The sequence below is a fragment of the Variovorax sp. JS1663 genome (assembly GCF_002157355.1).
Taxonomy (GTDB): Bacteria; Pseudomonadota; Gammaproteobacteria; order Burkholderiales; family Burkholderiaceae_C; genus Variovorax.
The window spans coordinates 291,667-310,436 of sequence record NZ_LYMK01000001.1; the positions used below are offsets into that span (position 1 = coordinate 291,667).

At 65.7% G+C, this 18,770-nt stretch carries 25 protein-coding genes and 1 tRNA gene; 25 read left to right on the plus strand and 1 reads right to left on the minus strand.

Features of this window, described 5'->3' with window-relative positions:
- Positions 1–79 precede the first annotated feature (79 nt).
- From recG to ubiA, 6 genes are all read left to right on the plus strand, one after another.
- Positions 80–2,182, plus strand: a complete 2,103-nt coding sequence (gene recG / locus A8M77_RS01495; protein WP_086919787.1) for an ATP-dependent DNA helicase RecG — start codon at positions 80–82, stop codon at positions 2,180–2,182.
- 121 nt (positions 2,183–2,303) lie between these two features.
- Positions 2,304–4,346 carry a bifunctional metallophosphatase/5'-nucleotidase gene (locus A8M77_RS01500; protein ID WP_238136669.1) on the plus strand — a complete coding sequence of 681 codons (2,043 nt, stop codon included), beginning with the start codon at positions 2,304–2,306 and terminating at the stop codon, positions 4,344–4,346.
- An 11-nt stretch (positions 4,347–4,357) separates the two neighbouring features.
- Positions 4,358–5,566, plus strand: a complete 1,209-nt coding sequence (locus A8M77_RS01505) for a tetratricopeptide repeat protein (protein WP_086919788.1) — start codon at positions 4,358–4,360, stop codon at positions 5,564–5,566.
- Positions 5,567–5,651: 85 nt separating this feature from the next.
- Entirely contained in the window at positions 5,652–6,623 is a 972-nt protein-coding gene (locus tag A8M77_RS01510; protein ID WP_086919789.1) for a LysR substrate-binding domain-containing protein, read from the plus strand.
- Positions 6,624–6,739: 116 nt separating this feature from the next.
- Positions 6,740–7,315: a Dps family protein gene (locus A8M77_RS01515; protein ID WP_086919790.1), complete on the plus strand. Its 576-nt coding sequence runs from the start codon at positions 6,740–6,742 to the stop codon at positions 7,313–7,315.
- 62 nt (positions 7,316–7,377) lie between these two features.
- Entirely contained in the window at positions 7,378–8,256 is an 879-nt protein-coding gene (ubiA, locus tag A8M77_RS01520) for a 4-hydroxybenzoate octaprenyltransferase (protein WP_086919791.1), read from the plus strand.
- An 18-nt stretch (positions 8,257–8,274) separates the two neighbouring features.
- On the opposite strand, the gene proC is transcribed toward ubiA, so the two are convergent.
- Positions 8,275–9,132 carry a pyrroline-5-carboxylate reductase gene (gene proC, locus A8M77_RS01525; RefSeq protein ID WP_086919792.1) on the minus strand — a complete coding sequence of 286 codons (858 nt, stop codon included), beginning with the start codon at positions 9,130–9,132 and terminating at the stop codon, positions 8,275–8,277.
- A gap of 298 nt (positions 9,133–9,430) precedes the next feature.
- Between proC and rplN the strand changes: the two genes are divergently transcribed.
- The 19 genes from rplN to A8M77_RS01620 all read left to right on the plus strand — a co-directional run bounded on the left by rplN (position 9,431) and on the right by A8M77_RS01620 (position 18,524).
- A complete protein-coding gene (gene rplN, locus A8M77_RS01530; RefSeq protein WP_028250829.1) occupies positions 9,431–9,799 on the plus strand; it encodes a 50S ribosomal protein L14 in 369 nt (122 codons plus the stop codon).
- Positions 9,800–9,811: 12 nt separating this feature from the next.
- The gene (rplX, locus tag A8M77_RS01535) at positions 9,812–10,129 is read left to right on the plus strand and encodes a 50S ribosomal protein L24 (protein WP_086919793.1); all 318 of its coding nucleotides are present in this window, start codon (positions 9,812–9,814) and stop codon (positions 10,127–10,129) included.
- 11 nt (positions 10,130–10,140) lie between these two features.
- Positions 10,141–10,680, plus strand: a complete 540-nt coding sequence (gene rplE, locus A8M77_RS01540) for a 50S ribosomal protein L5 (RefSeq protein ID WP_086919794.1) — start codon at positions 10,141–10,143, stop codon at positions 10,678–10,680.
- An 8-nt stretch (positions 10,681–10,688) separates the two neighbouring features.
- Positions 10,689–10,994, plus strand: coding sequence for a 30S ribosomal protein S14 (rpsN, locus tag A8M77_RS01545; protein ID WP_086919795.1), 306 nt, complete (start codon positions 10,689–10,691; stop codon positions 10,992–10,994).
- Positions 10,995–11,014: 20 nt separating this feature from the next.
- Positions 11,015–11,410 carry a 30S ribosomal protein S8 gene (rpsH, locus tag A8M77_RS01550; RefSeq protein WP_077002169.1) on the plus strand — a complete coding sequence of 132 codons (396 nt, stop codon included), beginning with the start codon at positions 11,015–11,017 and terminating at the stop codon, positions 11,408–11,410.
- Positions 11,411–11,435: 25 nt separating this feature from the next.
- Entirely contained in the window at positions 11,436–11,969 is a 534-nt protein-coding gene (rplF, locus tag A8M77_RS01555) for a 50S ribosomal protein L6 (RefSeq protein WP_086919796.1), read from the plus strand.
- Between the two features lie 14 nt (positions 11,970–11,983).
- Positions 11,984–12,349, plus strand: a complete 366-nt coding sequence (gene rplR, locus A8M77_RS01560) for a 50S ribosomal protein L18 (RefSeq protein ID WP_086919924.1) — start codon at positions 11,984–11,986, stop codon at positions 12,347–12,349.
- An 18-nt stretch (positions 12,350–12,367) separates the two neighbouring features.
- Positions 12,368–12,886 carry a 30S ribosomal protein S5 gene (rpsE, locus tag A8M77_RS01565; protein ID WP_086919797.1) on the plus strand — a complete coding sequence of 173 codons (519 nt, stop codon included), beginning with the start codon at positions 12,368–12,370 and terminating at the stop codon, positions 12,884–12,886.
- 14 nt (positions 12,887–12,900) lie between these two features.
- Positions 12,901–13,083 (plus strand): 50S ribosomal protein L30, encoded by a 183-nt coding sequence (rpmD, locus tag A8M77_RS01570; protein WP_086919798.1) that lies wholly within the window; start codon positions 12,901–12,903, stop codon positions 13,081–13,083.
- Between the two features lie 11 nt (positions 13,084–13,094).
- On the plus strand, positions 13,095–13,526 hold the full coding sequence (rplO, locus tag A8M77_RS01575; RefSeq protein ID WP_086919799.1) for a 50S ribosomal protein L15: 432 nt from the start codon (positions 13,095–13,097) through the stop codon (positions 13,524–13,526).
- 22 nt (positions 13,527–13,548) lie between these two features.
- Positions 13,549–14,859: a preprotein translocase subunit SecY gene (secY, locus tag A8M77_RS01580; RefSeq protein WP_086919800.1), complete on the plus strand. Its 1,311-nt coding sequence runs from the start codon at positions 13,549–13,551 to the stop codon at positions 14,857–14,859.
- 14 nt (positions 14,860–14,873) lie between these two features.
- Complete coding sequence (gene infA, locus A8M77_RS01585; RefSeq protein WP_086919801.1) at positions 14,874–15,092, plus strand: translation initiation factor IF-1; 219 nt, start codon at positions 14,874–14,876, stop codon at positions 15,090–15,092.
- A gap of 34 nt (positions 15,093–15,126) precedes the next feature.
- Complete coding sequence (gene rpmJ / locus A8M77_RS01590) at positions 15,127–15,240, plus strand: 50S ribosomal protein L36 (protein WP_038201958.1); 114 nt, start codon at positions 15,127–15,129, stop codon at positions 15,238–15,240.
- A 26-nt stretch (positions 15,241–15,266) separates the two neighbouring features.
- A complete protein-coding gene (gene rpsM / locus A8M77_RS01595) occupies positions 15,267–15,632 on the plus strand; it encodes a 30S ribosomal protein S13 (RefSeq protein ID WP_086919802.1) in 366 nt (121 codons plus the stop codon).
- A 12-nt stretch (positions 15,633–15,644) separates the two neighbouring features.
- Entirely contained in the window at positions 15,645–16,049 is a 405-nt protein-coding gene (gene rpsK / locus A8M77_RS01600) for a 30S ribosomal protein S11 (protein WP_086919803.1), read from the plus strand.
- Positions 16,050–16,185: 136 nt separating this feature from the next.
- Positions 16,186–16,809, plus strand: coding sequence for a 30S ribosomal protein S4 (gene rpsD / locus A8M77_RS01605; RefSeq protein WP_086919804.1), 624 nt, complete (start codon positions 16,186–16,188; stop codon positions 16,807–16,809).
- Positions 16,810–16,932: 123 nt separating this feature from the next.
- Entirely contained in the window at positions 16,933–17,922 is a 990-nt protein-coding gene (locus A8M77_RS01610) for a DNA-directed RNA polymerase subunit alpha (RefSeq protein ID WP_086919805.1), read from the plus strand.
- Between the two features lie 105 nt (positions 17,923–18,027).
- The gene (gene rplQ / locus A8M77_RS01615) at positions 18,028–18,429 is read left to right on the plus strand and encodes a 50S ribosomal protein L17 (protein ID WP_086919806.1); all 402 of its coding nucleotides are present in this window, start codon (positions 18,028–18,030) and stop codon (positions 18,427–18,429) included.
- Between the two features lie 18 nt (positions 18,430–18,447).
- A tRNA-Met gene (locus A8M77_RS01620) sits at positions 18,448–18,524 on the plus strand.
- Positions 18,525–18,770 lie beyond the last annotated feature (246 nt).

Genomic DNA, 18,770 nt, shown 5'->3' on the forward strand with positions numbered 1-18,770 from the left:
ATCTTGAGGGCCGGACGGGCCCGTGCCAAGGAGGCGAAGAGAAGGGGAAGGAGGCCGAAGAGGCGGGCAGAATTGTCCCATGCCCGCCGCCGCCAAGTCCCCATCCCCGGAAAAGCCCGCACAGGCGCCCGGCGTCGGCCCGAGCGCGGTGCAGCGCGCGCTGCGCAAGCTGGGCCTCGTGCGCGACATCGATTTCGCGCTCTACCTGCCGATGCGCTACGAGGACGAGACGCGCATCGTGCGGCTGGCCGACACGCGCGACGGCGACGTGGCGCAGATCGAGGCGGTGGTGACGGCAAGCGAGGTGGTGTTCCGCCCGCGCCGCCAGCTGATCGTGACGGTGGACGACGGCAGCGACACCTGCCAGCTGCGCTTCTTCAACTTCTATCCTTCGCAGCAGAAGCAATTGGCCGTCGGCGCGCGGGTGCGCGTGCGCGGCGAGGTGCGCGGCGGCTTCGTCGGGCGGCAGATGATGCACCCGGGCGTCAAGGCCGCGGGGACCGAGCTGCCGCAGGCGCTGACGCCGGTGTACTCGACCATCGCGGGCCTGGCCCAGCCGGTGCTGCGGCGGGAAGTGCGCGCCGGCCTGGCGCGGTCGGTGCTGGACGAGACCATTCCCGCGGACCTGGCGCCGCCGGGCGCATGGCCACTGCGCCGCGCCCTCAACTTCCTGCACTATCCGGCGCCCGACGTGGCGATCGCCACGCTGGAGGACCACAGCCATCCGGCTTGGCAGAGGCTCAAGGCCGACGAGCTGCTGGCGCAGCAACTGTCGCAACTACAGGCGCGGCGAGCCCGTGGCGCGCAGCGGGCGCCGATTCTTTCGCCGGCTGCGGCCGGGGATTCGCTGGGGCATGCGTTGCGGGAGACCTTGCCGTTCACCCTGACCGGCGCACAGCAGCGCGTGGTCGCGGAGATTGGCCGCGACCTGGCCCGCGAGGTGCCGATGCACCGCCTGCTGCAGGGCGACGTGGGCTCGGGCAAGACCGTGGTGGCGGCGCTCGCGGCCGCGCACTGCATCGACGCCGGCCACCAGTGCGCGCTGATGGCGCCCACCGAGATCCTTGCAGCCCAGCATTTCGGCAAGCTGGTCGGCTGGCTCGATCCGCTCCTGGCCGAGCGCGGCCTGCGGGTGGCCTGGCTCACCGGCAGCCAGAAGAAAAAGGAGCGCGATGCCATGTCGGCGGCGGTCGAGAGCGGCGAGGCAGCGCTGGTGATCGGCACCCATGCGGTGATCTCCGAGAAGGTGCGCTTCCAAAACCTCGCGCTCGCGATCATCGACGAGCAGCACCGCTTTGGCGTCGCGCAGCGCCTCGCGCTACGCGGCAAAGCTGGAGGGGACCTGGAACCGCATCTCCTGATGATGAGCGCCACACCCATCCCGCGAACGCTGGCGATGAGCTACTACGCCGACCTCGACGTGTCCACGCTCGACGAACTGCCTCCGGGGCGCACGCCGATCGTCACCAAGCTGGTGGCCGAGCATCGTCGCGACGAGGTCGTCGACCGAATCCGCGTACAGCTGGCGCAGGGGCGGCAGGTCTACTGGGTCTGCCCGCTGATCGAGGAGAGCGAGGCGATCGACCTGCGCAACGCGACCGAGACGCGCGACGAGCTCGCCGCCGCGCTGGGTGACGATGTCGGGGTGGGCCTGCTGCACTCGCGCATGCCGACGGCCGAGAAGCAGGCGGTGATGGAGGCCTTCACCGCCAACCGGCTGCAGGTGCTGGTCAGCACCACCGTGATCGAGGTCGGCGTGGACGTGCCCAATGCCTCGCTGATGGTGATCGAGCATGCCGAGCGCTTCGGCCTCTCGCAACTGCACCAGCTGCGCGGCCGCGTGGGGCGCGGTGCCGCGGCCTCTGCCTGCGTGCTGCTTTACGCGCCCAACGAGGGCGGCCGGGTTGGCGAGGCGGCGCGGGCGCGGCTCAAAGCGATGGCCGAGACCAGCGACGGCTTCGAGATCGCGCGCCGCGACCTGGAGATCCGCGGCCCGGGCGAATTCCTCGGCGCACGCCAGTCGGGCGCGCCGCTGCTGCGCTTCGCCGACCTCAGCACCGATGTGCTGCTGCTGGACTGGGCGCGTGCGCTGGCACCGCGCATGCTGGACCGGCATCCGGCGCTGGCGAGCGCGCACGTGGATCGCTGGCTGGGCAGCAAGGCCGAGTACCTCAAGGCCTGAGTCAAGGCCTGAGGACCGGGGGCGACGGACGCCGCGGGCGCCGTTCACTGGCCTGTCATGCACGGCGCTTACCGTCCATCGGCTTGCCGTCACAGCACGAATCCCCGAGGAGAACCCCGCCATGAGAAAGCTCCGCCGCGTCGCGCTGACTTGCGCGATCACGCTCGCCGCTGGCAGCAGCCTGCTTGCCATGCCTGTGCATGCCCGTCAGGACGAGGCCGAGGCACGAAGCAACGCCCGCGACCGCGATCACGATCGAGGTCGGGACCGAGACCGGGACCGTGATGACGACCGCAACGGCCACCATGGCCACGGTCGCGAACCGATCAAGATCAAGATCGTCGGCTTCAACGACTACCACGGGAACCTGCAGTCGCCCGGCACCTTCGGCGTGAACACGCTGGTGCCGGCCGCGAACCGCCCCGCCGTCGGCGGCGCCGAATACCTGGCGGCCTACGTGGCGCGCATGAAGGCGCAGAACCCGAACACGGTGGTCGTCGGCGCGGGCGACTTCATCGGCGCCACGCCCCTGATCTCGGCACTGTTCTTCGACGAGCCGTCGGTTGAGACGCTCAACAGGATCGGCGTCGACTTCAATGCCGTGGGCAACCATGAGTTCGACAAGGGCGCGGCCGAGCTCAAGCGGCTGCAGAACGGCGGCTGCAAGCTCACCGACGGCGTGCCCGATCCCAACAGCTGCAAGGGCCTGGGCTCCAATGCTCCCGGCACCTTCGATGGCGCGCGCTTCAAGTGGCTGTCGGCGAACGTGGTCGAGACGGCCACCGGCCGCACGCTGCTGCCGGCCTACGGCATCAAGAGCTTCCAGGGCGCGAAGATCGCATTCATCGGCATGACGTTGAGGGGCACGCCAAGCGTCGTCACGCCGACCGGCGTTGCCGGGCTCGAGTTCCGCGACGAGGCAGACACCGTCAACGCCCTGGTCCCGCGTCTGCGCGCGCAAGGCGTGAAGACGATCATCGTGCTGGTCCACCAGGGCGGCTTCCAGAGCAGCCCGAATGTCGGCGACATCAACGGCTGCGACGGCAACCTGAAGAACGCCGACGGCAGCGAGTCCGACATCGCGAAGATCGTCGCCCGGCTGCACGACGAGGTCGACCTGGTGATCAGCGGCCACACCCATGCCGCCTACAACTGCTCCGCCAACACGGTCGACGTGAAGAGCGTGAACGGCGCCGCGGCCAGCACACCGCGGCCGACCGGCCTGCCGAACCGGGAAGGCCGGCTGGTGCCCGTCACCAGCGCCAGCGCCTTCGGGCGTGTGCTGACCGAGGTCGACCTCCAACTCGATCCGCGTTCGCACAAGGTGCTCGCGGTGCGGCCCACGAACCGGCTGGTCGACCGCACCGATGCGGCGATCAACCAGGCCATCGCCACCGATCCGGGCGTGAAGAACATCGTCGACGGCTACAGCGCGCTGGTGTCGCCGCTGGCCAACGAGGTGATCGGAACCATCGCCGTCCCGTTGCCGAACAGCGCGAACGCGGCCGGCGAGATGCCGGCCGGCAGCCTGATCGCCGATGCGCAGTTGCAGGCCACCCAGCCGGCGGCGCTCGGGGGCGCGGTCATGGCTTTCATGAATGCCGGCGGCGTGCGCAATCCGGGTTTCGCTTTCGCCGGTGCGAGCTATCCGTACAACGTGACCTACGGCAATGCCTTCACCGTGCAGCCCTTCGGCAACAGCCTGGTCACGATGACGCTGACCGCGGTGCAGCTGAAGAACCTGCTGGAGCAGCAATTCGTCGGCTGCCAGGGGCAGACCCAGCAGCGCATCCTGCAGGTGTCGAACGGCTTGAAGTACTCGTGGCGCGCCTCGGCCGCGCCGTGCGCGAAAATCGTCGACGTGGTGCTCACGCCGACCGACGTGGGCGTCACGCCGCCAGTGGCGACCGGCGCGCCGGAGACCATCGTCGCCAACGGCGTGGTGCAGAACCCGGCGAAGACCTACCGGGTCACGGTCAACAACTTCATCGCCACCGGGGGCGACGGCTTCACCGTGCTGGTGGGCGGCACCAACGTGCTCGGCGGCGCGCAGGACATCGATGCGCTGACCGCCTATTTCAATGCCGGCTACAAGTCGCCGAAGCTGCCTTACGACCCGGCCCTGCCGGCGCTGGCGATTCCGCGCATCACGATGCTGCCCTGAGGACGCAACGGTTGGAACTGAAAGTACGCGCCATCCGCATCGCCGCTGCCGCGTGGACCGTGGCGGGCCTGCTGGGCGCGCCTGCGGCAGCCCAGGGGCCCGGTGTCGAGGCTTCGGCGGTGCGGTCCTTCGCAGACCCGTCGAGCCCGCAGGCGGCAGCCTTCTCGCAGCTGCGCGCCGCACTGATGAGCCGCGGGGAGTCCGAGCTCGCACGCGGCGAGGCCGCCACCGCCACCGACACCTTCGACCGCGTGGCGCAGACCCAGCATGCGGCCGACATCGAGATGGGCCTCGTGCGCAGCTACATGCAGGCCGGGCAGTACCGGCGCGCGCTGGCCTTCTGCGCGCACGTCGCGGGCGCGCACCGCGACTCGGCCGCGGCGGGCGCCTTGTATGCGTGGCTGCTACGAGCCGGCGGCCAGGCCGCCTTTGCCGACCGCACGCTGAGCGCCACGCTGGAGCGTGCACCGCAGGACGCGGTCGCGCTGGCGGCGCGCGAAGCCTTCGCGTCGCCCCGGCCCGTCGCGGCCGGGCTCCTGCTGCAGGCGCCACACCGAATGGCGCCGCAAGCTGTGATGCTGGAAGGACAGGCACCCGTGCCGGAGCGGGCGGCGGTGGTCTCGAGCGGCGTGCTGATCGGCGACGGCAGCCTGGCGCTGGCGCCGAGCGCGGCGGTGCGGCCGGCGGCGACCGGTCCGCTGTGGGTTCGCAATGGCCTGGGGCAGACCACGCTGGCCAGCGTGGATGCTGGCGCGCAGCCGCTCGAGGTATTCGGCGTCACCGTGCTGCGTCTGGCTGTCCCGCTGGACCCGGGCAGCGCGCGCGGGCCGGCGCCGCGCGATCCTTTCGCAGGCAGTCCCGGCTTCGCCGTGGAATACGCCGAGGCCGACAATCCGATCCCCGCCTGGCCCTGGCTGACGCCCGGCTTCTTCGGGGCCGGCGAGGGAGATGCCGGATTGCGTCGGCTGGGCATCGAGGTCGCCGGCCAGCGCCAGGGTGGTCCGGTACTCGATGCGGGCGGGCGCCTCGCGGGCATCGTCCTGCGGGGGCCGGGCAGTGATGCGCTGATGCTGCCCGCTTCGCGCTGGCGCCAGCTGGCCGGCGCCACGACAGCGGATGCCGCCGATGCATCCCCGGTCGCGCGGGGCTTCGGCGCGGCTGCGGACCAGGCCTACGAAAGCGGCTTGCGGCTCGCGCTGCAGCTCATCGCGCCACGCTGATCGATGGCATGGGGCGAGGATCTGCCGGGGCGGGTCGACCCTGTGCCGCACCGAGCGCATCTCTTGCGCATAATTGACGCAAGCTATGACCCTCACCGAACTCAAATATATCGTTGCAGTCGCGCGCGAGCGGCATTTCGGCAAGGCGGCCGAGGCCTGCTATGTCTCGCAGCCGACGCTTTCGGTGGCGATCAAGAAGCTGGAGGACGAGCTCGAGGTCAAGCTCTTCGAGCGCAGCGCCGGGGAGGTCACGGTCACGCCCCTGGGCGAGCAGATCGTGCAGCAGGCCCAGAGCGTGCTCGACCAGGCCGCCAGCATCAAGGAGATTGCCAAACGCGGGAAGGACCCGCTGTCGGGGCCGCTCAACCTCGGTGTGATCTATACCATCGGGCCCTACCTGCTGCCCGATCTGGTGCGCCAGAACATCGCGCGCACACCGCAGATGCCGCTGGTGCTGCAGGAGAACTTCACCGTCAAGCTGCTCGAGATGTTGCGCGCCGGCGAGATCGACTGCGCCATCATGGCCGAGCCCTTTCCCGACACCGGCCTGGCGGTCGCCCAGCTCTACGACGAGCCCTTCATGGCGGCCGTGCCGGCCAACCATCCGCTGGCCGAGCGCGAGTCGGTGAGTTCGGACGAGCTCAAGAAGGAGACAATGCTGCTGCTGGGCACCGGCCATTGCTTCCGGGACCACGTGCTCGAGGTCTGCCCGGAGTTCGCGCGCTTCTCCAGCGATGCGGAGGGCATCCGCAAGAGCTTCGAAGGCTCTTCGCTGGAGACCATCAAGCACATGGTGGCCGCCGGCATGGGCGTGACGCTGGTGCCGCGGCTGTCGGTGCCTGCCGACGCGCTCAAGCCTCGGGCCGCCAAGGGGCGCGGCAAGGAGCCGGAGCAGATCGTGCGCTACCTGCCCGTGCGGGACGCCCAAGGGGGCGAGCCACCCACGCGCCGCGTGGTGCTGGCCTGGCGCCGCAGCTTCACGCGCTACGAGGCGATCGCCGCGCTGCGCAACGCGATCTACGCCTGCGAGCTGCGAGGCGTCAGGCGCCTGTCTTGACGTCGCGGCTGCGGGTCGGTTGCCAATACCCGCCATAGCCTGCGGCTGTTGCGAAGCCCGCTTCCAGCTTCTAAAGTTTCCAGACCTTCCACAACTTCAAAGAAAGAATCCGCGCCATGGCCAAAGACGACAAGAAATCCAAGTCAGCCTCTTCTGCCGGCAAGGTGCCCAAGAAGGGCGGCACGGTGGTGGCCCAGGAGTCGGGCAGCCGCAACGCGCCGATCATCAACATCGGCATCGACCGCCAGGACCGCGCTGCCATTGCCGAAGGCTTGAGCCGCGTGCTGGCGGACACTTACACGCTCTACCTCACGACCCACAACTTCCATTGGAACGTGACCGGCCCGCACTTCAACTCGCTGCATGCGATGTTCATGGAGCAATACACCGAGCTGTGGGGCGCTACCGACGTGATTGCCGAGCGCATCCGCGCCCTCGGCCACTATGCGCCCGGCTCCTATGCCGAGTTCAGCAAGATCGCGACCGTGCCCGACGTGCCCAAGGACCCGCCCAAGGCAATGGAGATGGTGCGCATCCTGGTCAAGGGCCACGAGACCGTCTCGCGCATCGCGCGCGAGTTCATCCCCGTGGCCGAGGAGGCCGGTGATGACCCGACCGCCGACATGCTGACCGCGCGCTGTACGGTGCACGACCAGACGGCCTGGATGCTGCGCTCGCTGCTCGAGGACTGAGCCCGGGCCGGCAGGCTGTCGTAGGTCGGATAGGCGCCGCGGCGGTGGCGCAAAATCGCGCCATGTCCGTCTCCGTTCTCGAGCCTCGCAGCCGCCTGTCGCTCTACCTGGATCTGATCCGCTGGAACCGTCCGGCCGGATGGTTGCTGTTGCTGTGGCCCTCGCTGGCCGCGCTCTGGTTTGCGGCTGATGGTTTCCCCGGATGGCATCTGCTGGCGGTCTTCTTGCTCGGCACGATCCTCATGCGCAGCGCGGGCTGCTGCGTCAACGATGTGGCAGATCGTGACTTCGATCGTCACGTCAAGCGCACTGCCCAGCGGCCGGTCACCAGCGGCGCCCTGTCGGTCAAGGAGGCGTTGGCGGTGGGCGCGGTGCTCGCACTGCTGGCTTTCGGACTGGTGCTCACGACCAATCCGGTAACGGTCCTGTGGTCCGTCGTGGCGCTTGCCGTGACATTGCTCTACCCCTATGCCAAGCGCTTCGTCTCGATTCCCCAGGCGGTGCTGGGCATCGCCTTCAGCTTCGGCATCCCAATGGCCTTCTCGGCGGTGCAGTCCGCCGTGCCGGTGCTCGCCTGGTGGTTGCTGGCGGGCAACCTGTTCTGGGTCCTGGCCTACGACACCGAGTACGCGATGGTCGATCGCGACGACGATCTCAGGATCGGCATGAAGACCTCGGCGATCACCTTCGGACGCTTCGACGTCGCGGCGGTGATGGTGAGCTATGCCCTTTACTTGGCGATCTGGACGGTGGCCGGCGCCAGTCTCCAATTGGGGCCAGTCTTTTTCGCCGGCATCGCCATCGCGGCGGCGCAGGCGCTGTGGCATTGGCGCCTGATCCGCGAGCGCACTCGCGAGGGCTGCTTCCAGGCCTTCAGGCTCAACCACTGGCTGGGCTTCACAGTTTTCGCCGGCGTCGTGGCCGGCTATCTGCTGCGCTGAGGGCCCCGCGCCGCGGTGTCAGCCTCGGCCGAACTCTTCCCCAAGCTCCGCGGCGCGCCGGTGCGCTGCGGCGATCGCGGCCTTGAAGCGGGTCTTGACCTCGGCGCTGTCGAGCGAGCTGATGGCGGCATGGGTGGTGCCGCCCTTGGACGTCACCCGCTCGCGCAGCACCGCCGGCGGCTCGCTGGCCTCCCGCGCCAGGGCCGAGGCGCCACTGAAGGTGCCGATGGCCAGCCGATGCGCCTGCTCCGGGCTCAGGCCCAGTTCGATACCGGCTTCCGTCATCGCCTCGATGAAATAGAACACGTAGGCCGGGCCGGAGCCGGAAACGGCGGTGACGGCGTCCAGGGCGCTTTCTGCGTCGACCCACAGCAACTCGCCGGTGGCGTCCAGCACCTGTTCCACCTGCTTGCGCTCGTCCGGCTTGACGGCCGGACGCGCAAACAGTCCTGTCATGCCCTCGCCGACCAGTGCCGGCGTGTTCGGCATGGCGCGCACCACCCGCTCGGTGCCGAGCCAGCGCGCGATGCTGTCGGAAGGAATGCCGGCGGCGACGCTGAGATGCAGCGCGTCCGGCGCCAGGCCGCGAACGGCTTGTGCCGCCGGGGCGAAGGTCTGGGGCTTGACCGCCCAGACCAGCACCGCGCAGCGGCCGAGCGCAGGACCGGCCTCGGCCTGTGCCGTGATGCCGAAGTCGTGGTGCAGCCGGTCACGGGCCTCGGCAAAGGGTTCGACCACCTCGAAGGTCTCGGCCGGTACCTGGCGCTTGATCAGCCCGCCGATGATGGCGCTGGCCATGTTGCCGCCGCCGATGAAGCCGATGGGTGGAAGGGGCGCGCGCTCCTGGCGGGGCAGAAAAGTTACGGCAATGTTCATTTGACTTCCAATAGACAAAGCGGCGAGGTGTCTGACCTTCGGCGAGATGAAATTGTCGTCGCTCACGCCCGATGGATCGACATGCCGGCCAGTCCCTTCTTTCCGTTGGCGGATGCCTGGTTGACAGCCGCGCGCTACCGTGCCAAAATCGCGGGCTTCGCCTGAAAGGGTGAAAAAGCTTCTGCCCAGCGGAAGCGCTTCGAAGTGGTTTCGGAGCGTGGACGACGGGCCCAAGACTGACCGTGAACCGTTCTCGATCCTTGGGGGCGGAGACCGGTACAAGTTGGGAATACACGAAATGATCCAAACTGAATCCCGGCTCGATGTGGCCGACAACACGGGCGCGAAATCCGTCCTGTGTATCAAGGTGCTCGGTGGCTCCAAGCGGCGTTACGCCAGCGTGGGCGACGTCATCAAGGTCAGCGTCAAGGAAGCTGCCCCGCGTGGTCGCGTCAAGAAGGGCGAGATCTACAGTGCGGTGGTGGTTCGCACTGCCAAGGGCATCCGTCGCGCCGACGGTTCGCTCGTCAAGTTCGACGGCAATGCCGCCGTGTTGCTCAACGCCAAGCTGGAGCCTATCGGCACCCGCATCTTCGGACCGGTCACGCGCGAACTGCGTACCGAGAAGTTCATGAAGATCGTGTCGCTGGCCCCCGAAGTTCTGTAAGGACATCTCGCCATGAACAAGATTCGCAAGGGCGACCAGGTCATCGTGCTGGCCGGGCGCGACAAGGGCAAGCGCGGCACGGTGTCGCTGCGCAAGGACGACTCCCATCTCGTCATTGAGGGCGTGAACCTCGTCAAGAAGCACACCAAGCCGAACCCCCTTAAGGGCACGACCGGTGGCATCGTCGAAAAGGCCATGCCGATTCACCAATCCAACGTGGCGATCTTCAATGCCGCGACCGGCAAGGCCGATCGCGTGGGCATCAAGGTCACGGACGGCAAGCGCGTGCGCGTCTTCAAGTCCAGCGGCGAAGAAATCAAGGCCGCCTAAGGGGTACTCACATGGCACGTCTCCAACAACACTACCGCGAGAAGATCGCGAAGGACCTGACCGAGAAGTTCGGCTACAAGTCGCCGATGCAGGTTCCGCGCCTGACCAAGATCACCCTGAACATGGGCGTGGGCGAAGCGGTTGCCGACAAGAAGGTTCTCGAGAACGCCGTTGCCGATCTGACCAAGATCGCCGGCCAGAAGCCCGTCGTGACCAAGTCGAAGAAGGCCATTGCCGGCTTCAAGATCCGCGAGAACCAGCCGATCGGCTGCATGGTCACGCTGCGTGGCGTCCAGATGTACGAATTCCTGGACCGCTTCGTGACGGTGGCGCTGCCGCGCGTGCGCGACTTCCGTGGCATCTCCGGCCGCGCCTTCGACGGCCGCGGCAACTACAACATCGGCGTGAAAGAGCAGATCATTTTCCCCGAGATCGAGTACGACAAAGTCGACGCCCTGCGCGGTCTCAATATCAGCATCACGACGACGGCCAAGACCGACGAGGAAGCCAAGGCGCTGCTCGCGGGCTTCCGTTTCCCGTTCAAGAACTGAGGTGACTTGTGGCTAAAGTAGCTTTGATCGAGCGCGAGCTCAAGCGAGAAAAACTGGTCGCAAAGTACGCCGCCAAGCACGCGGAGCTGAAGGCGATCGCCAACGACGCGAAGAAGAGCGATGACGAGCGTGCGGCCGCGCGCCTGGCCCTGCAGAAGCTCCCGCGCAACGCCAACCCGACTCGCCAGCGCAACCGCTGCGAGATCACGGGCCGTCCGCGTGGCACCTTTCGCCAATTCGGCCTGGCCCGCGCCAAGATCCGCGAACTGGCCTTCAGCGGCGACATCCCCGGTGTCACCAAGGCTAGCTGGTAAGCCAGGCAGGAGCAAAGAACATGAGCATGAGTGATCCCATTGCCGACCTGCTGACGCGCATCCGCAACGCGCAGATGGTGGCGAAGCCCACCGTGTCGGTCCCGTCTTCCAAGGTGAAGGTCGCGATCGCGCAGGTGCTGAAGGATGAGGGCTACATCGACGGCTTCCAGGTCAAGACCGAAGCCGGCAAGAGCGAGCTCGAGATTTCGCTGAAGTACTACGCTGGCCGCCCGGTCATCGAGCGCATCGAGCGCGTGAGCCGTCCTGGCCTGCGCGTCTACAAGGCCAGCGCCGCGATCCCGCAGGTCCAGAACGGCCTCGGCGTTGCCATCGTCACCACCCCCAAGGGCGTGATGACCGACCGCAAGGCCCGCGCCAGCGGCGTCGGCGGCGAAGTGCTGTGCTACGTCGCCTGACCGAGACATCGAGGAGAACACTGAAATGTCCCGAGTAGGAAAAATGCCGGTTGCCATCCCGCAAGGCGTGGATGTGGCGATCAAGGAAGACCAGATCAGCGTCAAGGGCACGGGCGGTACGCTCAGCCTGCAGGCGAATGCGCTGGTGAAGGTCGTCAACAAGGACGGCAAGCTGAGCTTCGAGCCCGCCAACGATTCGCGCGAAGCGAACGCGATGAGCGGCACGGTGCGCCAGTTGGTGAACAACATGGTGGTCGGTGTGACCAAGGGCTTCGAGAAGAAGCTGAACCTGGTCGGCGTGGGCTACAAGGCCCAGGCGCAAGGCGCCAAGCTGAACCTGCAGGTCGGCTATTCGCATCCGGTCAACATGGATATGCCGCAAGGCATCACGGTGGCAACGCCTACCCCGACCGAAATCGTGATCAAGGGTGCCGACCGCCAGCGCGTCGGCCAAGTGGCCGCTGAGATCCGCGCCGTCCGTCCGCCCGAGCCCTACAAGGGCAAGGGCATCAAGTATTCGGACGAGAAGATCGTGATCAAAGAGACCAAGAAGAAGTAAGGGGCAGCAAAATGATGTTGACCAAGAAAGCACAGCGTCTTCGCCGCTCGCGCCAGACCCGTATCCGCATTGCAACGCAAGGCGTGGCGCGCCTCACGGTGAACCGCACCAACCTGCACATCTACGCTGCCGTCATCTCCGACGACGGCACCAAGGTGATTGCCTCCGCCTCGACGGCCGAAGCCGAAGTGCGCAACTCGCTGGGTGGCTCGGGCAAGGGCGGCAACACCGCCGCGGCCACGATGATCGGCAAGCGTATCGCCGAGAAGGCGAAGGCCGCCGGTATCGAGAAGGTCGCCTTCGATCGCGCCGGTTTCGCCTATCACGGCCGCGTCAAGGCGCTGGCTGATGCGGCCCGCGAAGCCGGTCTGCAGTTCTAACCGGACACGAGATTCAACATGGCAAAGATTCAGGCAAGAACGCAGAGCGAAGGCCCCGAGGATGGTCTGCGCGAGAAGATGATCGCGATCAACCGCGTCACCAAGGTGGTGAAGGGTGGTCGTATCCTCGGTTTCGCGGCGCTGACCGTGGTGGGTGACGGTGATGGCCGCGTTGGCATGGGCAAGGGCAAGTCCAAGGAAGTGCCCGCCGCCGTGCAGAAGGCGATGGAAGAGGCCCGCCGCAATCTGATGAAGGTGTCGATCAAGAACGGCACGCTGCATCACCAGGTGACCGGTCACCACGGCGCGTCGTCCGTCGTGATGTATCCGGCACCGAAGGGTACCGGCATCATTGCTGGCGGCCCGATGCGCGCGGTGTTCGAAGTGATGGGCATCACCGACATCGTGGCCAAGAGCCACGGCTCGTCGAACCCCTACAACATGGTTCGCGCCACGCTGGACGGCCTGCGCAACTCGACCACGGCGTCTGAAGTTGCGGCCAAGCGCGGCCTGACCGTCGAGCAACTCTTCGCCTGAACGGGAGCAGCTTCATGACGCAACAACAAACGCTCAAGGTGCAGCTGGTCAAGAGCCCCATCGGCACCAAGCAATCGCATCGCGCCACCGTGCGTGGCCTGGGCCTGCGCAAGCTCAACAGTGTGAGCGAGCTGCAGGACACGCCCGCCGTGCGCGGCATGATCAACAAGATCAGCTATCTGGTCAAAGTGCTCTAAGAGAGACGGATATGGAACTCAATGGCATCAAGCCTGCGGATGGCGCCAAGCACGCCAAGCGCCGCGTCGGCCGTGGCATCGGCTCCGGCCTGGGCAAGACCGCGGGCCGCGGTCACAAGGGTCAGAAGTCCCGTGCGGGCGGCTTTCACAAGGTCGGCTTCGAAGGCGGCCAGATGCCGCTGCAGCGCCGGCTGCCCAAGCGTGGCTTCAAGTCGCAATCGCTCAAGTACAACGCCGAAGTGACGCTGACTGCGCTGGAAAAGCTCGGCTTGGCCGAAGTGGACCTGCTCGCCCTCAAGCAAGCCGGTCTGGTGGGCCAGATCGCCAAGGTGGTGAAGGTCATCAAGTCGGGCGAGCTGACCAAGGCCGTCAAGTTGACGGGCATCGGCGCGACCGCCGGTGCCAAAGCTGCGATCGAAGCGGCCGGCGGCAGCGTGGCCTGACCGCCAGGGAAAGAAGGTCATAGTGGCAACGAACGCGGCGACGCTCGCAAAGACAGGTAAGTTCGGCGACCTGCGTCGCCGGCTTGTCTTCTTGCTGCTCGCCCTCGTGGTCTACCGCATCGGCGCGCACATTCCGGTGCCGGGCATCAACCCGGACCAACTGGCGCAGCTGTTCCAGGGCCAGCAGGGCGGCATTCTGAGCCTGTTCAACATGTTCTCGGGCGGGGCGCTGTCACGATTCACCGTGTTCGCGCTGGGCATCATGCCGTACATCTCCGCGTCGATCATCATGCAGTTGATGACCTACGTGGTGCCGACCTTCGAGCAATTGAAGAAGGAAGGCGAGGCCGGCCGGCGCAAGATTACCCAGTACACCCGTTACGGTACGCTGGGCTTGGCGCTGTTCCAATCCTTCAGCATCGCGGTCGCACTGGAATCGTCGGCCGGCCTGGTGATCTCGCCCGGCTTCGGCTTCCGCCTCACCGCGATGATCAGTCTGACGGCAGGCTCGATGTTCCTAATGTGGCTCGGCGAGCAGATCACGGAGCGGGGGCTGGGCAACGGGATCTCGATCCTGATCTTCGCCGGCATCGCAGCCGGCCTGCCGAGCGCGATCGGCGGCCTGCTCGAACTGGTGCGCACGGGTGCCATGAACGTGCTCGTCGCGCTGTTCATCGTCGCCGTTGTGATCCTGGTCACCTACTTCGTGGTGTTCGTCGAGCGCGGCCAGCGCAAGATCCTGGTGAACTATGCGCGCCGGCAGGTGGGCAACAAGGTGTATGGCGGCCAGTCCTCGCATCTGCCGCTCAAGCTGAACATGGCCGGTGTAATCCCGCCCATCTTCGCGTCCTCGATCATCCTGCTGCCGACGACGGTGGTGAGCTGGTTCAGTACGGGCGAGAGCATGCGCTGGATCAAGGATATCGCGAGCGCGCTGACCCCGGGCCAGCCGATCTACGTGCTGCTCTATGCGGCTGCGATCGTGTTCTTCTGCTTCTTCTATACGGCGCTCGTGTTCAACAGCCGCGAGACGGCCGACAACCTGAAAAAGAGCGGCGCGTTCATTCCGGGCATCCGCCCGGGCGACCAGACCGCACGCTACATCGACAAGATCCTGGTTCGCCTGACGCTGGCGGGCGCGGTGTACATCACCTTCGTCTGCCTGCTGCCGGAGTTCCTGATCCTGAAATACAACGTGCCGTTCTATTTTGGCGGCACCTCGTTGCTGATCATCGTGGTGGTCACCATGGACTTCATGGCCCAGGTGCAGAACTACATGATGTCCCAGCAATACGAATCGCTGCTTAAGAAGGCCAATTTCAAGACCTCGTAGCAGATGAAGCGAAGATGTCGAAGGACGATGTCATCCAGATGCAAGGTGAGGTTCTGGAGAACCTGCCGAATGCCACCTTTCGGGTGAAGCTGGAAAACGGACACATCGTTCTTGGACACATTTCCGGAAAGATGCGGATGCACTACATCCGCATCCTTCCAGGTGACAAGGTCACCGTCGAGTTGACGCCCTATGACTTGAGCCGGGCGCGCATCGTATTCAGGGCGAAGTGAGTCGCCGGGTTGAACAGAGTTTTAGGAGAGTGAAATGAGAGTTTCGGCTTCGGTCAAGACCATTTGCCGCAATTGCAAGATCATCCGCCGCAAGGGTGTTGTGCGTGTGATCTGCACCGACCCGCGCCATAAGCAGCGCCAGGGTTGAGCTGAGAAAGATTTAAGAGGACGCACATGGCACGTATTGCTGGCATCAACATTCCGCCGCACAAGCACGCCGAGATCGGCCTGACCGCCATCTTCGGCATCGGTCGCTCGCGCGCTCGCAAGATCTGCGAAGCGAGCGGCATCGATTACTCGAAGAAGATCAAGGATCTGACCGACGCCGATCTGGAGAAGATCCGCGACCAGATCGCGCTCTTCACCATCGAAGGCGACCTGCGCCGCGAAACGACGATGAACATCAAGCGCCTGATGGACATCGGCTGCTACCGCGGCTTCCGTCACCGCCGCGGCCTGCCCATGCGCGGCCAGCGCACGCGCACCAATGCCCGCACCCGCAAGGGTCCGCGCAAGGCCGCGCAGTCCCTGAAGAAGTAAGGATAGACAAGCATGGCTAAAGCTCCTGCCAACAACGCAGCACAGCGCGTTCGCAAGAAGGTCCGCAAGAACGTGGCGGACGGCGTCGCGCACGTGCACGCCTCGTTCAACAACACGATCATCACGATCACCGACCGCCAGGGCAATGCCCTGTCGTGGGCGTCTTCGGGTGGCCAGGGCTTCAAGGGCTCGCGCAAGTCGACGCCCTTTGCCGCGCAGGTCGCTTCCGAAGTGGCTGGCCGCGCCGCGGTGGAACAAGGCATCAAGAACCTCGACGTCGAGATCAAGGGCCCCGGCCCGGGTCGCGAGTCGTCGGTGCGCGCGCTGGCCGCGCTCGGTATCCGGATCAACTCGATTTCCGATGTGACCCCGGTTCCGCACAATGGCTGCCGCCCGCAGAAGCGCCGCCGCATCTGAAGCGAAGGCGCACGGCGCAGCCAGCTCTCGGGCCGGCTGCGCGTTTTGTTTTTTGTTTTCAACAAGCCCACCGCCATCGGCACGCCGCTGATGGCTCCCGCAGTCCCCTGCGGAAGATGACACGAAGGACGATCAAGTGGCACGCTATCTCGGCCCCAAGGCCAAACTCTCCCGCCGCGAAGGCACCGACCTGTTCCTCAAGAGCGCCCGCCGCTCCATCCAGGACAAGGCGAAGTTCGACTCCAAGCCCGGCCAGCACGGCCGCACTTCCGGTCAGCGCACCTCCGACTTCGGCCTGCAGCTGCGCGAGAAGCAGAAGGTCAAGCGCATGTACGGCGTGCTGGAGAAGCAGTTCCGCCGCTACTTCGAGGAAGCCGATCGTCGCCGTGGCAACACCGGCGCCAACCTGCTGTTCCTGCTCGAATCGCGGTTGGACAACGTCGTCTATCGCATGGGCTTCGGCTCCACGCGCGCTGAAGCGCGCCAGCTGGTGTCGCACAAGGCGATCACGGTGAATGGCCAGTCGGTCAACATCCCCTCGTACCTGGTCAAGACCGGGGACGTGGTGGCGGTGCGCGACAAGTCCAAGAAGCAAAACCGTGTCGTCGAAGCGTTGCAGCTTGCCCAGCAGGTCGGCATCCCGGCCTGGGTCGAAGTGAACATCGACAAGGCCGAAGGCACCTTCAAGAAGGTGCCCGATCGCGATGAGTTCGGTGCCGACATCAACGAATCGCTGATCGTCGAACTTTATTCGCGTTAAACAGGTCGGAACGTGCCGCCCCGCCGGCGGCCCGGCCTTCATATTTCGTGACCCGTGCATGTGCACGGGCGCTTCACCAGCCTTACCGGTGTAACGAGCCGGGGGTATTGAGAGGAAGTCTGCATGCAAACCACCCTGTTGAAACCCAAGACCATCCAGGTCGAGCAACTGGCCGCCAACAAGGCCAAGGTCACGCTCGAGCCTTTCGAGCGCGGCTACGGGCACACGCTCGGCAACGCACTGCGCCGCGTCCTGCTGTCCTCGATGGTGGGCTACTCGGCCACCGAAGTGACGATCGCCGGTGTGCTGCACGAGTACTCGTCCATCGACGGCGTGCAGGAAGATGTCGTCAACATCCTGCTGAACCTCAAGGGCGTGGTCTTCAAGCTCCACAACCGCGATGAGGTTACGCTGAGCCTGCGCAAGGACGGCGAGGGCGCCGTGACGGCCTCCGATATCCAGACGCCGCACGACGTCGAGATCATCAATCCCGACCACGTGATTGCCCACCTGTCGCAGGGCGGCAAGCTGGACATGCAGATCAAGGTCGAGAAGGGCCGCGGCTACGTGCCCGGCACCATGCGCCGCTACGCCGACGAGCCCACCAAGTCGATCGGCCGTATCGTGCTCGACGCCTCCTTCTCGCCGGTCAAGCGTGTGAGCTACACGGTCGAAAGCGCCCGCGTGGAGCAGCGCACCGACCTGGACAAGCTGCTGGTCGAGATCGAGACCAACGGTGCGATCACCGCCGAAGACGCAGTGCGCGCTTCGGCCAAGATCCTGGTCGAGCAACTCGCGGTGTTCGCCCAGCTGGAAGGCGGTGAGCTTGCCGCCTTCGACCAGCCTGCGCCGCGCAGCGCGCAGCAGTTCGATCCGATCCTGCTGCGCCCGGTCGACGAGCTCGAACTCACCGTGCGTTCGGCCAACTGCCTGAAGGCGGAGAATATCTACTACATCGGTGACCTCATCCAGCGCACCGAGAACGAGTTGCTCAAGACCCCGAACCTGGGTCGCAAGTCGCTCAACGAAATCAAGGAAGTGCTCGCCTCGCGCGGCCTGACCTTGGGCATGAAGCTCGAAAGCTGGCCGCCGGCCGGCCTCGACAAAAGGTAATCCAGAGGGAAAGAGGTCTCAGGGCCTTCTCCCTTCTGATTAGTCACTGGTGAACGCGGGGTACCTGACACGGCCTCGCGCATTTGATAAGGAAAGGAACTCACCATGCGTCACGGACACGGACTCCGCAAACTCAACCGCACCAGCTCGCACCGCCAGGCGATGCTGCAGAACATGATGAACTCGCTCATCGAGCACGAGGCCATCAAGACCACGGTCCCCAAGGCCAAGGAACTGCGCCGCGTCATCGAGCCGATGATCACCTTGGCCAAGAAGCCGACGGTCGCCAACAAGCGCCTGGCCTTCAACCGCCTGCGTGACCGCGACAGCGTGGTCAAGCTCTTCGGCGAACTGGGCCCGCGCTACCAAGCCCGCCCGGGCGGCTACACCCGCATCCTGAAGATGGGCTTCCGCGTCGGCGACAACGCGCCGATGGCGCTGGTCGAACTGGTGGATCGCCCCGAAGTTGCCGATACCCCTGCCGACGAGCAGGGCGGCGAAGAATAAGCTATAATATTATTCTGCCGCGCGATGGAGCAGCCTGGTAGCTCGTTGGGCTCATAACCCAAAGGTCGCAAGTTCAAATCTTGCTCGCGCAACCAAATTGAGGCGGATTTCCCCCGCCAAATTGCAAAACGCCCACCTTTGAGTGGGCGTTTTTGTTTTTGCCGCTTTTGTCGCAAATTCGACGGCCACTGATGGCTTCGTTGCCTGAAAGTGCGTGAGCGGCGCGCGGCGTAAGCCTAATGCGATTTCTAATAAGAAAGCATTCTTTTTGCTGCTCTATGGCCTCAAACGAGTTGGTGCCGTGACAAAAGTCATGGATAGAGGCCCCCACCGTGTGTAAC

Bases quoted from the DNA above. Each gene is read 5' to 3' on its own strand.
- infA (WP_086919801.1), top strand. From the start codon at position 14,874: ATGTCGAAGGACGATGTCATCCAGATGCAAGGTGAGGTTCTGGAGAAC.
- rplE (WP_086919794.1), top strand. From the start codon at position 10,141: ATGGCACGTCTCCAACAACACTACCGCGAGAAGATCGCGAAGGACCTG.
- proC (WP_086919792.1), bottom strand. From the start codon at position 9,132: ATGAACATTGCCGTAACTTTTCTGCCCCGCCAGGAGCGCGCGCCCCTT.
- rplR (WP_086919924.1), top strand. From the start codon at position 11,984: ATGTTGACCAAGAAAGCACAGCGTCTTCGCCGCTCGCGCCAGACCCGT.
- A8M77_RS01500 (WP_238136669.1), top strand. From the start codon at position 2,304: ATGAGAAAGCTCCGCCGCGTCGCGCTGACTTGCGCGATCACGCTCGCC.
- rpsM (WP_086919802.1), top strand. From the start codon at position 15,267: ATGGCACGTATTGCTGGCATCAACATTCCGCCGCACAAGCACGCCGAG.
- A8M77_RS01510 (WP_086919789.1), top strand. From the start codon at position 5,652: ATGACCCTCACCGAACTCAAATATATCGTTGCAGTCGCGCGCGAGCGG.
- recG (WP_086919787.1), top strand. From the start codon at position 80: ATGCCCGCCGCCGCCAAGTCCCCATCCCCGGAAAAGCCCGCACAGGCG.
- rplQ (WP_086919806.1), top strand. From the start codon at position 18,028: ATGCGTCACGGACACGGACTCCGCAAACTCAACCGCACCAGCTCGCAC.
- A8M77_RS01610 (WP_086919805.1), top strand. From the start codon at position 16,933: ATGCAAACCACCCTGTTGAAACCCAAGACCATCCAGGTCGAGCAACTG.
- rpsK (WP_086919803.1), top strand. From the start codon at position 15,645: ATGGCTAAAGCTCCTGCCAACAACGCAGCACAGCGCGTTCGCAAGAAG.
- rpmD (WP_086919798.1), top strand. From the start codon at position 12,901: ATGACGCAACAACAAACGCTCAAGGTGCAGCTGGTCAAGAGCCCCATC.
- rpsH (WP_077002169.1), top strand. From the start codon at position 11,015: ATGAGCATGAGTGATCCCATTGCCGACCTGCTGACGCGCATCCGCAAC.
- rplF (WP_086919796.1), top strand. From the start codon at position 11,436: ATGTCCCGAGTAGGAAAAATGCCGGTTGCCATCCCGCAAGGCGTGGAT.
- rplX (WP_086919793.1), top strand. From the start codon at position 9,812: ATGAACAAGATTCGCAAGGGCGACCAGGTCATCGTGCTGGCCGGGCGC.
- rplO (WP_086919799.1), top strand. From the start codon at position 13,095: ATGGAACTCAATGGCATCAAGCCTGCGGATGGCGCCAAGCACGCCAAG.
- A8M77_RS01515 (WP_086919790.1), top strand. From the start codon at position 6,740: ATGGCCAAAGACGACAAGAAATCCAAGTCAGCCTCTTCTGCCGGCAAG.
- ubiA (WP_086919791.1), top strand. From the start codon at position 7,378: ATGTCCGTCTCCGTTCTCGAGCCTCGCAGCCGCCTGTCGCTCTACCTG.
- rpsE (WP_086919797.1), top strand. From the start codon at position 12,368: ATGGCAAAGATTCAGGCAAGAACGCAGAGCGAAGGCCCCGAGGATGGT.
- rplN (WP_028250829.1), top strand. From the start codon at position 9,431: ATGATCCAAACTGAATCCCGGCTCGATGTGGCCGACAACACGGGCGCG.
- rpmJ (WP_038201958.1), top strand. From the start codon at position 15,127: ATGAGAGTTTCGGCTTCGGTCAAGACCATTTGCCGCAATTGCAAGATC.